We start from the raw sequence: 12,688 nt of genomic DNA on the forward strand, positions 1-12,688 counted from the left end.
CAACGACAACCAGGAGACAACCATGTTGCTGAAGGACAAGATCGTCGCGATTTCCGGGATCGGGCCGGGGCTCGGCGTGAAGCTCGCCGTCGAGGCCGCGCGCGAGGGGGCGCGCGGCGTGGTCGTCGCGGCGCGTACGCTTGAAAAGCTCGACGATGCCGAAGCGCGAATCCACGCGCTCGGCGTCGGCTGCGACGTGCTGAAGGTGCAGACCGACATCACCGACCGAGCGCAATGCCGGCAGTTCGCGACGCAGGCCGTCGAGCGCTTCGGCCGGATCGACGCGCTCGTGAACAGCGCATTCGTGCACGGCACGTTTCCGGAACCGGTGGAGGAGGCCGACCTCGACGGCTGGCGTGCGGTGTTCGACACCAACGTGTTCGGCACGATGGCGCTCACGCAGGAAGTCGTGCCGCACATGAAGCGGCAGCAGCGCGGCGCGATCGTGATGATCAACACGCAGGCGACCCGCAAGCCGTTTGCAGGGGAAGGCGGCTACGCTGTATCGAAGGGGGCGCTCGCGGTTGCGGCAAAATACCTGGCGCGCGAACTCGGCGTGCACGGCATTCGTGCGAACAGCATCCACATGGGGTGGATGTGGGGCGTGCCGACCCAGGCGTATTTCCGGCAGGCGGCTGCCGAGTACGGCATGACGGAACAGCAGATCGTCGCGCCGATCGCGTCGAACCTCGCGCTCGCGAAGCTGCCGACCGACGACGACTGCGCACGCGCGGCGCTGTTCCTCGCGTCGGACTATGCGAATGCGGTGACGGGCGCGACGCTCGACGCGAATGGCGGCGATTTCATGCCCTGACGATGGAGCAAGGGAACATGCAGGACAACCACGACACACGACACTTCTTTGCATTCAACGGCGACGCGGACGGGCTGTGCGCGCTTCAGCAACTGCGGCTCGCGGAGGGCGTGCACGGCACGCTCGTGACCGGCGTGAAACGCGACATCAAGCTGCTCGAGCGGATCGACGCGCGGGCGGGCGACATCGTCACCGTGCTCGACGTGTCGCACGACCAGAATCGCGACGCGTGCGCGCGGCTGCTGCGCGACGGCGCGACGGTTCGCTATTTCGACCATCACTTCGCGGGCGAATTGCCCGACGATCCGTGCTTCGACGCGCACATCGACACGGCGGCCGACGTCTGCACGAGCGCGATCGTGAACCGCTATCTCGACGGCCGGCACGTGCGCTGGGCGATCGTCGCGGCGTTCGGCGACGAGTTGCCGGCGCTCGGCCGCGCGCTGGCGAGTGAGCACGGGATTGGCGACGCCGAGCGCGACACGCTCGCCGAACTCGGGCTCTACCTGAACTACAACGCGTACGGCGAGTGTGTCGGCGATCTGCATTTCGACCCGGCCGCGCTCGCCGATGCGATGCTGCCGTGCGTCGACCCGCTCGATTTCGTGCGCGAGACAACCGTGTTCGCCGCGCTGCGCGACGGCTACCGCGACGACATGGCGCGTGCATGCGCACTCGCGCCGCTGCGCGAGGTGCCCGGTGCGACGCTGGTCCGGATGCCTGATCATCCGTGGGCGCGGCGCGCGACCGGCATGCTCGCGAACGAGCGGATGCGCAACGCGCCGCATGCGGCGCTCGCGGTGCTGTCGCCGCGCGCGGACGGCGGGCTCGTCGTCAGCGTGCGCGTGCCCGATGGCCGGCCGCTCGGTGCCGACGAATTCTGTCGCGGCTTTCCGACCGGCGGCGGGCGCAAGCGCGCCGGCGGCATCAACCATTTGCCGGAAACCGAGTTCGACGCATTCGCCGAGCGATTCGAGGCCGCGTTCAGGCTCGATTGACGCAGCTGGCTACGATGGTGCGTGCGTCGTGCACCTTCGCACGACGCGCGCATCGTGATGGATCAACCGGTCGCGCCCGCAAGCACGGCCGGCACGTTGTGACCGTAACAACGTTCCTCCACGCGCTCGGCGATGCGCCAACCCTGCGCGGTGCGCACGAACCGGTCGACGTACCACAGCCCGAGAAACATCACCTGCGTGCCGCCGTCGGGCAGCGCGACTTCCATCGGATTGAAGCAGATCGTGCGGCTGCGCGCGGCGTCACCGTCGAGCCGGATCGACAGGTTGCCGACCATGTGCTGGTACTGCGGAAATTGCGGCAGCACCGTGCGCAGCCACGCCTTCACCTCCGGATAGCGGCCGGCGATGCCGCCCATCGCGCGATAGTCGATTGCAGCGTCAGGGGTGAACACCGCGTCGAGCGCGTCGAAGTCGCGCGTGTCGATCGCAGTCGAATACGCGACGATCAGCTCGCGGATGTCGTGATGGTCGGACAGCGTTTGCAGGTCGGGCATCGGCGGTCTCCGGTCACGCGCCGTTGCGCCGGCGTGCCGCGTGGAGCGCCTCGGCGCGCTGCTTCACGTCGCGCGCGCACTGGTCGAAACCCTGTTTCACCCAAGCGCCGTGGTTCTGCATGATCGTGTCCGCGTTGACGCCGAGGAACTGGTCGGTCGTGAAATAGCGGCAGCGCTCCGCACCGATCGCGTCGATGTACTGGTCGCGGCGCGCGGCGTCCTTGTTGTCGGCGGTCGGGCGCTGCTCCCACGACAGCAGGCGCTCGGGTTCGTACGCGACGAGGATCTCGTTGACGGGAATCACGGTCTCCGTGCCCGGGATGCGCACCTGCATGTGCACGAAATCGCCGATCCTGCCGGTCGTTTCGAAGCCGACGCAGAACGTGTTCCATTCGCCGTAGCGCGGGAAGTCGGTCAGCACTTCCCAGACGACGGCGGCCGGTGCGTCGATGTCGACGGTGATCGAGGTGACGAGATTCGAGGGTTTGGTCATGGCGATGTATCGGATCGGATGAAACCGCGCCTACCCGGGGTGGCGGGACGCTTCGCGGCGGTCGGAAGGCGCCGCGCCGGTATCGGTCGGCGCGCGTGACGGGTGGGGCTCGGGACGTGCGGGGCGTTTTCGCCCGCACGTGCCGCGCAGCGCACCCGACATCGAGCGTAGGCCGGCACACGCGGCGAAGAATCGTCGGAATGGACTAAGGCGTTTCACCGGGGCGGCGGGGTGGTGCGATTGTCGCGACGGTCGGCGGCAGGGACGCGCCGGCGCATCATGCGCGCAGACCGTCGACACCACGCAGCGCAGCCGCGACAATACGGGTCTCTTTCCGCTTTCGTCATCGAGGTGCCCGTGTCCGCCAAGTCGTCCGTTGCTCCCGCGATCGTCTGGTTCCGCGACGATCTACGCGTGACCGACCAGCCCGCGCTGACGCGTGCGGTGGAATCGGGCCGGCCGCTCATTTGCGTATTCGTCGACGACACGGGCGACGGCGCCGGGCGAGCGCTCGGCGGCGCGGCGCGCTGGTGGCTGCACGGGTCGCTGGCCGGGCTCGACGCGGCGCTCGCGCGTCATGGCGGGCGGCTGCTGCTGTTGCGCGGCGACGCGCCGCGCGAGATCGACCGCATCGTGCACGACACGGGCGCGCAAGCCGTGTACTGGAACCGCCGCTATGCGCAACCGCAGCGCGACGCCGACGCGGCGCTGAAGGCGTCGCTCAAGGCGCGCGGCGTCACGGTCGAGAGCAGCAACGGCAGCCTGCTGAACGAGCCGTGGGAGGTGCTGACGGGCAGCGGCACCCCGTATCAGGTGTTCACCGCGTACTGGCGAGCGGCGCGCCGGGATCGCACGGTCGCCGCGCCGCTGCCGGAACCTGAGCGGATCACGTTTCATCCGTGGCCGAAAGCCGCGCGCGACAGCGCGCTGGCGCTCGACGCGCTTGCGTTGCGGCCGCATTCGCCGGATTGGGCCGGCGGCCTGCGCGAGGCGTGGCCCCTGCCCGACGAAGCCGGCGCGCACGCGCAGCTCGACGCGTTCCTGACGACATCGCTCGCCGGCTATGCGGACGCGCGCGATCTGCCCGGCCGTCCCGCGACGAGCCGCCTTTCGCCGTTCCTGCGCTTCGGCAACGTGTCGCCGCGACAGGTGTGGCATGCGGTGCAGGGCGCCGCAAGCGCGGGCGGCGCGGCGGTTGCCGCGGACGCCGACAAATTCCTGAGCGAACTCGGCTGGCGCGAATTCAGCTACACGCTGCTGTACCACTTCCCGGCGCTCGCGACCGACAACTTCCGCGCGCAGTTCGACGCGATGCCGTGGCGTGACGATCCCGCCGCGCTGCGCGCATGGCAGCGCGGGCTGACCGGTTATCCGCTCGTCGATGCGGGCCTGCGCGAACTGTGGACGACCGGCTGGATGCACAACCGCGTGCGGATGGTCGTCGCGTCGTTCCTGATCAAGCATCTGCTGATCGACTGGCGTGCGGGCGAAGCGTGGTTCTGGGACACGCTGGTCGACGCCGATTCCGCGAACAACGCGGCGAGCTGGCAGTGGGTGGCCGGGTGCGGCGCCGACGCCGCGCCGTATTTCCGCATCTTCAATCCGGTCGCGCAGGGGCAGAAGTTCGATCCGGACGGCGCGTACGTGCGGCGCTGGGTGCCCGAGCTTGCCGGTCTCGACAACGCCTCGATCCACGCGCCGTGGGAAGCGTCGCCGCTGGAGCTCGACGCCGCCGGCGTGCGGCTCGGTGTCGACTATCCGGCGCCGCTCGTCGAGCATGCAGCCGCCCGTGCCCGCGCGCTCGATGCGCTGGCGGCATTGCCGAAGCGCCGCTGACCGCACGCTCCGGATTGCCGCATCAATTGCAGAACGCGACGTGTTCGAGCAGCGCGTACGCGACACCCGAACCGAAATAGGCCGCGCCGCACCACGCGACGAACGCGAGCGTGCCGGCGGCCAGCGCCGCGCGGATCATGCCCATGCCGCGTTGCCCGATGCGGGACGCGCGACGCGCGCGTCGTTGATCGGCAGGTGCAGCAACGCCGCGAGCACGCCGAGCGCGATCGAGCCGATCCACAGCGGCAGGTACGAATGCGTCGCGTCGTACACCACCGCGCCGAGCCAGACGCCGAAGAAGCTGCCGAGCTGATGCCCGAAGAACACGAAGCCGAACAGCGTCGCGATGTAGCGCACGCCGAACATCTGCGAGATCACGCCGTTCGTCAGCGGCACGGTGCCGAGCCACGTGAATCCCATCACGGCCGCGAACACGTAGACGCTCGCGGGCGACAGGGGGGCTGCGACGAACACGGCCATCGTGAGCGCACGCACGAGGTACAGCACCGACAGCACGTACTTGCGCCGCAGCAGCCCGCCGAGATGGCCGCACGCATAGGTGCCGGCCACGTTGGTCAACGCGATCAGCGCAAGCGCGACGCTCGCGTGGCGTGCCGGCAGCCCGTGGTCGAGCAGGTACGCGGGAAGATGCGTCGCGATGAACGCGAGCTGGAAGCCGCAGGCGAAGAAACCCGCGTTCAGCAGCCAGAAGCCGCGATGCGCGAACGCCTCGCGCACGGCTTCGCCGATCGACTGGTCGGGGCCGGCGGCGGCAGCCTGCGCGGGGCGGTCGCGTAGCAGCAGGGCGAGCGGGGCAAGCAGCGCCGCGACGAGCGCCAGTGCGACGAACGCGTGCCGCCAGCCGATGCCGCCGATCAGTTCCTGCGCGACGGGCACCATGCAGAACTGGCCGAGCCCGCCGATCGCGCCCGCAACGCCGAGCGCCCAGCCGCGCCGGTCCGGCGGAAACAGGCGGCTCAGCGCGCCATAGATCGACGCGAACGCCGAGCCCGACAGCGCGATGCCGATCACGAGCCCGGCGCCGACCGTGAACATGCCGGTCGTCGCCGCGTGCGCCATCGTGACGAGCCCGGCCGCATACAGCAGCATTCCGGCGACGATCACGCGCAGCGAGCCGAAGCGATCGGCGACCATCCCCGTGAACGGCTGCGCGACGCCCCAGATCAGGTTCTGCAGCGCCAGGGCGAGCCCGAACGCTTCGCGCGACCAGCCGTGGTCGAACGACACCGGCGCGAGGAACAGGCCCTGCACGTGGCGGATGCCGAGCGCGGCGCCCATGATCAGGCCGCCGGCCAGGACGGGCAGCCAGCGGCGGCGGACTTCCTGCTCGATCGGGGTCATGCGTGTCTCCGGATGAAGGCGCGCGGCAAGACGGCCGCGCTCGATCCGATTAGACGATCGGGCCCGTCGTCGCTCAAGCGATCATTCGGTCAGGTTGGCATGCGTGGCAGGAATGCGATGTGGAGCGCGCGGGAGGAGCGGGCGTGCCCGGCAGCGGTCGGGTCGATACGCAAAGGCCGCGCCGGCTTACACCGACGCGGTGTCGTGCGCACGCATCGCGGTATCGCATTCGGCCGCTTCGGCGAGCATCCAGTCGCGCACGTCGGCGACTTCGCGGCGCGGGGCCGGATCGTGCTGGAACAGCCAGTAGCCGTACGCATCCGACAGCGCCTGCGTGTGCGGCCCGAGCACCGCGAGCCGCCCGTCCGCCAGCATCGGCGCGACGAGCGCGAGCCGGCCGAGCGCGACGCCCTGGCCCGCGATCGCCGCCTGGATCACCTGGTCGTACTGGTTGAAGCGCAGCACGCCTTTCGGGCGCGCGCCGCCGAGCCCGGCCGCGTGCAGGTGCGCGCGCCACTGCAATTGCGGCTGCGGCGGCCCGTCGAATTCGAGCAGCACGTGGTCGGCGATCGCGGCCGCGTTCGTGACGGGCCGCGCGGCGAGCGCCGGATGCGCGACCGGCACGACGATCTCGTCGAACAGGCGCAGCGCGCCGGCCGGCGCGCGGTCGCGCGGACAGTAGCGGATCCCGAGGTCGATGCCTTCGGCGCGCAAATCGAGTACCTTGTCGTTCGCGGCGACGCGCAGGTCGATCTCCGGCAGGCGCGCCTGCAGCCGCCCGAGCCGCGGCAGCAGCCACAGCGCGGTGACGCCGATGCTCGCGGTGATCGTGACGGGCTGGCGCTCGCGCGTGGCCGCGAGCGAGGCGACGGTGTCCTGCAGCCCGTGCAGTGCCGCATCCGCGACGCGAAACAGCCGCTCGCCTTCCGGCGTGAACGCGATCTTCCGGTAGCCGCGCTGCAGCAATGCGACGCCGAGGTGCGCTTCGAGCGCGTGTACCTGGCGGCTGACCGCCGATTGCGTGACGCACAGATCCTGCGCGGCGAGCGTGATGCTCATGCGGCGGCCGACGGCGACGAAACCGCGGACGAGGTCGAGCGACGGGAGGCGGACGAGCGGCGTTGACATGCGCGTGACTCATGCGAACGGAGCAGCAAGATTGGTTGAGAACGCGGGGCGCGTCAAGTTCAATGGAGGCTGGTGCGGGCGGTGAAGGATGGGGCGGGCGACGCGCCGGCCGGCTGCGAAGCATGGGCGTGGGCAGGCGCTGACGCGCTCACCCGGACGGACCGCGAAGCATGGGACTGGAGACACGATGACGATTTCGAACGAAGGCAGCGAAATGACGCAGGGCACCCGCGCGGCGGACGCATTGCCGCCCGAGCCGGTGACGCTGCGCGCGGCCGACGGCTATGCATTGCGCGGCCATGTATGGCGCCATCGCGGCGGCAGTGTCGTGCGGCCGGTGACGGTCATCAATTGCGCGACGTCGGTGCGTTGCGACTACTACTTTCGTTTCGCGGCCTGGCTGTTCGCCCAGGGGCGCGACGTGCTCGTCTACGACTATCGCGGCATCGGCGGGTCGCGCCCGGCGCGGCTCGCGAAGCTGCGCGCGAACTGGCTCGACTGGGGGCGGCTCGATTGCGAGGCCGCGCTGCACTACGCACGCGACGCGTTTGCGGGCCAGCCGATCGACGTCGTCGCGCACAGCATCGGCGGGTTCGCGCTTGGGCTCGCCGCATCGAACGTCCACGTGCGGCATGCGGTGACGGTCGGCGCGCAGTATGCGTACTGGCGCGATTACCTGCCGGCCGAACGGCGGCGCATGTGGTGGAAGTGGCACGTCGCGATGCCGGTGCTCGCGGCCGTGTTCGGCTACGTGCCCGCGAAGCGGCTCGGCTGGATGGAGGACACGCCGCGCGGCGTCGCGATGTCGTGGGTGCGCGCGCAGGCACGTTTCGAGGAGGGCTATACGAGCGGCCCGCTCGCCGAACCCGCCGCGAGCCGCGCCGCGTTGCCCGCCCGCTTCGCGGGGCTGTCGGCGCCGATGCTCGCGATTGGCCTCGACGACGACGGGTTCGGCACGGTCGAGGCGATCGAGCGGCTGGTCGGCTACTACACGGGCAGCGACGTCACGCATCTGCGGATCGCGCCGGCCGACATCGGCGTCGACGCGATCGGCCATTTCGCGTTTTTCCACAGCCGCTTCACCGAAACACTGTGGCCGCTCGCGCTCTACTGGCTGCAACACGGCGTGCTGCCGGCCGATGCACCGGGCAACGTGCATGCGATTCACCCGGCATCGCGCGGGCATGGGCCCGGCAGCGGCGTGCCGGGCGTTGCCGCGAACGGGTGACAGGGCGGCCGCGCCATGCATCGCGCATGCCGAGAGGACAAGCGCCGGCGTAGCGCACGGTGCCGGCATCGACGCCGGCGGGCCGCAACGGTTCGCCCTGCCGCCTGATCGATTAACATCGGACGTTTCCTTCCACAGGCCGCCGCACGCCGATGCTCGTCCCGCCCGATTCCGTTTCTCCGTCCGACAGCCCCCGCGCCTGGCGCATGCTGCGGCTCGACGCGCCGCCCGCCGCGGCCCGCGCCGGCGTGCGGATCGCGCGCGTCGATTTCGACTGGCGCGTGCCGCTTGCGTCGCCCGCATATGCCGCACTCGGCAATGACGAGCGCGCGCGCGCCGCACGCTTCATGCGGCATGAGGATGCGGTGCGCAGCGCCGCGACGCGCGCCGCGCTGCGCGACGTGCTCGGCACGGCCCTCGGCATCGCGCCGCAGGCGGTGGCGATCGTCGTCGACGCATCGGGTCGGCCGTCGCTGGACGGCGCGCATCGCGCATCGCTCGACTTCAACGTATCGCATGCGGGCGACCATGCGTTGATTGCGTGGGCCCCCGCGGGGCGCGTCGGCGTCGATATCGAGTCCTGCAATCGCACGGCCGACTGGCGCGCGCTGACGCGCGAAGTGTGCGCGCCCGCCGAAGCCGCCTATCTCGACAGCCTGCCGCCGGCCGAACGGGCCGGCGCATTCATGCGCGTCTGGAGTGCGAAGGAGGCGCTGCTCAAGGCGCTCGGCACGGGCATCGTCGGCGGCCTGGGCGCGTTCGCGGTCATGCCGCCGCGCGATGGCGCGACCCCCGCGACGACGATCGTCGAGCCGGCCGCGCCTGCTGCCGGCGTCGTGGCGTTCGATGCGGCGTGGCTCGACGCGGCGCCCGGCTATGCGGCATGCGTCGCGTGGACGCGTGCGTGAGCCGCGCTCGGCGCGCGGCGCTCATTCGAGCGGCGCGTCGTTCGGCGCCGCATAGCGCGCCTTGATCGCGTCGCTCATCGCGAAGTCGAACGACAACCCCTTCGGCGGTACCGGCTTCATGAACCACTTGTCGTACAGCGCGTCGATCTCGCCGCGCTTCATCAACTGCACGAGCACGCCGTCGACGAGCGCCTTGAACGGCGGATCGTCCTTGCGCAGCATGAACCCGTAGGCTTCCGACGATTGCGGCGTGCCGACGATCTGCCAGTCGGCCGGCTTCGCGGCGAGCTGGCGCACGCCCGCGAGCAGCACGTCGTCCATCATGTACGCGGCCGCGCGGCCCGATTCGAGCGTGAGGCGTCCTTCGCCGTAATCCTTCGCGCTGATGATCCGCATGTTCATCTTCCTTTCCTCGTTCATCTTGCGCAGCAGGCGCTCGGACGTCGTGCCCTGGTTCGTCACGACCGTCTTGCCGGCGAGGTCGGGGAAGTCGCGGATGCCGGAGCTCGTGCGCGTGAGCAGGCGCGTCGTCGCGACGAAGAAGGTGGTCGAGAACGCGACCTGCGCGTGACGCGCGGCGAGGTTCGTGGTGACGCCGCATTCGAGATCGACGGTGCCGTTCTGCACGAGCGGGATGCGGTTCTGCGACGTGACGGGGATGAAGCGCACCTGCAGGTCGGGCTTGCCGGTGCGCGCCTTCACCGCGGCGATCACGCGGTCGCACAGGTCCTGCGAGAAGCCGATGACCTTGCCGTTCGCGTCGGCGTAGGAGAACGGCACCGACGTTTCGCGGTGGCCGATCGAGATCAGATTGCTTTGCCGGATCTTCTCGAGCGTGCCCGACAGCGGCTGCGCGGCGAGCGACGCGCCGCAGGCGAGTGCGCACGCGGCGCACAGCAGGGGGCGGCCGAACCGGATGGCGAGTCGTGACGGGAAGGGCATGGCGGTCTCCGTGGCGAATGATGAACCGTATGTTGCCAAATAAAAAATAATTGCAACACTTGTTAAGCCCCGGATCACACGGGCCGATGCGGCGGGCCGCGCCGGGCATCAGGGAAACTCCCGAGTCGAAATCGGTGAAAAACGGGTTGTCTAGACAAGTTGGCGTGGCTACACTTCAATCCATTCCGAACTTGTCTAGACAGGATTGCTCACATGATTACGTTGACCCCCGGCCATCTGACCCTCCCGCAACTGCGCCAGATCGCACGCGAATCCGTGCAGCTGACGCTCGACCCGGCCAGCTTCGCGAAGATCGACGCGGGCGCGAAGGCCGTCGCCGACATCGCCGCGAAGGGCGAGCCGGCCTACGGCATCAACACGGGCTTCGGCCGCCTGGCCAGCACGCACATCCCGCACGACCAGCTCGAACTGCTGCAGAAGAACCTCGTGCTGTCGCACGCGGTCGGTGTGGGCGAGCCGATGGCACGCTCGTCGGTGCGCCTGCTGATGGCGCTGAAGCTGTCGAGCCTCGGCCGCGGCCACTCGGGCATCCGTCGCGAAGTGATGGACGCGCTGATCAAGCTGTTCAACGCGGACGTGCTGCCGCTGATCCCGGTGAAGGGCTCGGTCGGCGCATCGGGCGACCTCGCGCCGCTCGCGCACATGTCGGCCGTGCTGCTGGGTGTCGGCGAAGTGTTCATCCGCGGCGAGCGTGCAAGCGCACTCGACGGTCTGCGCGTCGCGGGCCTCGCGCCGCTGACGCTGCAGGCGAAGGAAGGCCTGGCGCTGCTGAACGGCACGCAGGCATCGACCGCGCTGGCGCTCGACAACATGTTCGCGATCGAAGATCTGTACCGCACCGCGCTCGTGGCCGGTGCGCTGTCGGTCGATGCGGCTGCCGGTTCGGTGAAGCCGTTCGACGCACGCATTCATGAACTGCGCGGCCACCAGGGCCAGATCGACGCGGCCGCGTCGTATCGCGACCTGCTCGAAGGCTCGCCGATCAACCAGTCGCACCGCGACTGCGACAAGGTGCAGGACCCGTACAGCCTGCGCTGCCAGCCGCAGGTGATGGGCGCGTGCCTGGACCAGATGCGCCATGCGGCCGACGTGCTGCTGGTCGAAGCGAACGCCGTGTCGGACAACCCGCTGATCTTCCCGGATACCGGCGAAGTGCTGTCGGGCGGCAACTTCCACGCGGAACCCGTCGCGTTCGCGGCCGACAACCTCGCGCTCGCCGCAGCGGAAATCGGCGCACTGGCCGAACGCCGCATCGCGCTGCTGATCGACGCGACGCTGTCGGGCCTGCCTCCGTTCCTCGTGCGGGACGGCGGCGTGAACTCGGGCTTCATGATCGCGCACGTGACGGCGGCCGCCCTCGCATCGGAAAACAAGACGCTCGCGCACCCGGCGTCGGTCGACTCGCTGCCGACCTCGGCGAACCAGGAAGACCACGTGTCGATGGCGACGTTCGCCGCGCGCAAGCTCGCCGACATCGCGGACAACACGAAGCATATCCTCGCGATCGAACTGCTGGCCGCCGCACAAGGCGTCGACCTGCGCGCGCCGTACCACACGAGCCCGAAGCTGGCACCGGTGATGGAAACGATCCGCGCCAAGGTCGCGCACTACGAGCTCGACCACTACTTCGCACCGGACATCGCCGTGATCGCAAAGCTGGTCGGCGAGCGCGCGTTCGCGAAGGTCGCGCCGTTCTCGTTCGCATCGGAGCAGTAAGCCCATGAGCGCGCCGGTCTACCAGGAGATCAAGGATTTCATCCTGGCCCGCATCCACGCAGGCGAGTGGGAGGAGGGCGATCAGGTGCCGTCCGAGAACGAGCTGGCGCGCGAATTCAAGGTGGCGCGCATGACCGTCAACCGCGCGCTGCGCGAGTTGACGGCCGAGCAGGTGCTCACCCGCATGAAAGGGGCGGGCACCTACGTCGCGCGGCCGAAGTACGAGTCGACGCTGGTGGCGATCCGCAGCATCTCGGAGGAAGTCGGTGCGCGCGGGCACGCGTATCACGCGAGCGTGCTCGGCCTCGACACGATCCGCGCCGACGAGGCGCTCGCCGACGAGATGCAGGTCGCCGTGCGCACGAAGCTGTTTCATTCGCAGGTGCTGCACTTCGAGAATGACGAGCCCGTGCAGCTCGAAGAACGATGGGTGAATCCGGCGGTCGCGCCGGATTACGCCGAGCAGGATTTCACGAACACGACGCCGAACCTGTACCTGATGCGCGCGGCTCCGCTGCAGCGCGTCGAGTACCGGATCGAAGCGGCGGCCCCGGCGCCGGAGCGGCGCGAGCAGCTGCGGATGGACGACGTCGAGCCGTGTCTGGTTTTACATCGACGCACCTGGTCGCAGGGCGTCGTCGCCTCGGTGGCGAATCTGTGGCATCCCGGCAGCCGTTATCGCTTCACCGGGCATTTCTGATTCCTATTTGATAGTCATTTTCCTTCG

The 12,688-nt window shown here is 69.5% G+C and carries 13 protein-coding genes; 7 read left to right on the forward strand and 6 right to left on the reverse strand.

Annotation, left to right across the window (positions count from 1 at the left end; genetic code table 11):
• Window positions 1-22 precede the first annotated feature (22 nt).
• Both G3N96_RS20665 and G3N96_RS20670 read left to right on the forward strand, forming a co-directional pair.
• The gene (locus tag G3N96_RS20665) at window positions 23-814 is read left to right on the forward strand and encodes an SDR family oxidoreductase (protein ID WP_206138302.1); all 792 of its coding nucleotides are present in this window, start codon (window positions 23-25) and stop codon (window positions 812-814) included.
• 17 nt (window positions 815-831) lie between these two features.
• The gene (locus G3N96_RS20670; protein ID WP_206138303.1) at window positions 832-1,812 is read left to right on the forward strand and encodes an acetyltransferase; all 981 of its coding nucleotides are present in this window, start codon (window positions 832-834) and stop codon (window positions 1,810-1,812) included.
• 62 nt (window positions 1,813-1,874) lie between these two features.
• Here G3N96_RS20670 and G3N96_RS20675 read toward each other — a convergent pair whose 3' ends face one another.
• On the reverse strand, window positions 1,875-2,327 hold the full coding sequence (locus G3N96_RS20675) for a nuclear transport factor 2 family protein (protein ID WP_089440585.1): 453 nt from the start codon (window positions 2,325-2,327) through the stop codon (window positions 1,875-1,877).
• A gap of 13 nt (window positions 2,328-2,340) precedes the next feature.
• Window positions 2,341-2,820, reverse strand: coding sequence for an SRPBCC domain-containing protein (locus G3N96_RS20680; RefSeq protein ID WP_124585285.1), 480 nt, complete (start codon window positions 2,818-2,820; stop codon window positions 2,341-2,343).
• Window positions 2,821-3,177: 357 nt separating this feature from the next.
• Between G3N96_RS20680 and G3N96_RS20685 the strand changes: the two genes are divergently transcribed.
• Window positions 3,178-4,656, forward strand: coding sequence for a deoxyribodipyrimidine photo-lyase (locus tag G3N96_RS20685; RefSeq protein WP_206138304.1), 1,479 nt, complete (start codon window positions 3,178-3,180; stop codon window positions 4,654-4,656).
• A gap of 22 nt (window positions 4,657-4,678) precedes the next feature.
• On the opposite strand, the gene G3N96_RS39725 is transcribed toward G3N96_RS20685, so the two are convergent.
• From G3N96_RS39725 to G3N96_RS20695, 3 genes are all read right to left on the reverse strand, one after another.
• Window positions 4,679-4,801, reverse strand: coding sequence for a hypothetical protein (locus tag G3N96_RS39725; RefSeq protein WP_260431426.1), 123 nt, complete (start codon window positions 4,799-4,801; stop codon window positions 4,679-4,681).
• A complete protein-coding gene (locus G3N96_RS20690) occupies window positions 4,792-6,018 on the reverse strand; it encodes an MFS transporter (RefSeq protein WP_241022748.1) in 1,227 nt (408 codons plus the stop codon). Before G3N96_RS20690 ends, G3N96_RS39725 begins: the two co-directional genes overlap by 10 nt.
• 186 nt (window positions 6,019-6,204) lie before the next feature.
• Window positions 6,205-7,146 carry a LysR substrate-binding domain-containing protein gene (locus tag G3N96_RS20695; protein WP_206138305.1) on the reverse strand — a complete coding sequence of 314 codons (942 nt, stop codon included), beginning with the start codon at window positions 7,144-7,146 and terminating at the stop codon, window positions 6,205-6,207.
• A gap of 187 nt (window positions 7,147-7,333) precedes the next feature.
• Between G3N96_RS20695 and G3N96_RS20700 the strand changes: the two genes are divergently transcribed.
• Together G3N96_RS20700 and G3N96_RS20705 are read left to right on the forward strand one after the other, a co-directional pair.
• Window positions 7,334-8,374, forward strand: a complete 1,041-nt coding sequence (locus G3N96_RS20700) for an alpha/beta fold hydrolase (protein ID WP_206138306.1) — start codon at window positions 7,334-7,336, stop codon at window positions 8,372-8,374.
• Window positions 8,375-8,526: 152 nt separating this feature from the next.
• Window positions 8,527-9,282 carry a 4'-phosphopantetheinyl transferase superfamily protein gene (locus tag G3N96_RS20705; protein WP_206138307.1) on the forward strand — a complete coding sequence of 252 codons (756 nt, stop codon included), beginning with the start codon at window positions 8,527-8,529 and terminating at the stop codon, window positions 9,280-9,282.
• A 21-nt stretch (window positions 9,283-9,303) separates the two neighbouring features.
• Here the strand turns inward: G3N96_RS20705 and G3N96_RS20710 are convergent, their stop codons facing one another.
• Complete coding sequence (locus G3N96_RS20710) at window positions 9,304-10,224, reverse strand: glutamate/aspartate ABC transporter substrate-binding protein (protein ID WP_206138308.1); 921 nt, start codon at window positions 10,222-10,224, stop codon at window positions 9,304-9,306.
• A 213-nt stretch (window positions 10,225-10,437) separates the two neighbouring features.
• On the opposite strand from G3N96_RS20710, the gene hutH reads away from it, so the two are divergent.
• Together hutH and hutC are read left to right on the forward strand one after the other, a co-directional pair.
• Window positions 10,438-11,961 carry a histidine ammonia-lyase gene (hutH, locus tag G3N96_RS20715; protein WP_206138309.1) on the forward strand — a complete coding sequence of 508 codons (1,524 nt, stop codon included), beginning with the start codon at window positions 10,438-10,440 and terminating at the stop codon, window positions 11,959-11,961.
• Between the two features lie 4 nt (window positions 11,962-11,965).
• Window positions 11,966-12,661: a histidine utilization repressor gene (gene hutC / locus G3N96_RS20720; RefSeq protein WP_039369341.1), complete on the forward strand. Its 696-nt coding sequence runs from the start codon at window positions 11,966-11,968 to the stop codon at window positions 12,659-12,661.
• The last annotated feature ends 27 nt before the right edge of the window (window positions 12,662-12,688 follow it).

The organism is Burkholderia sp. Se-20373 (assembly GCF_017104705.1).
Taxonomy (GTDB): Bacteria; Pseudomonadota; Gammaproteobacteria; order Burkholderiales; family Burkholderiaceae; genus Burkholderia.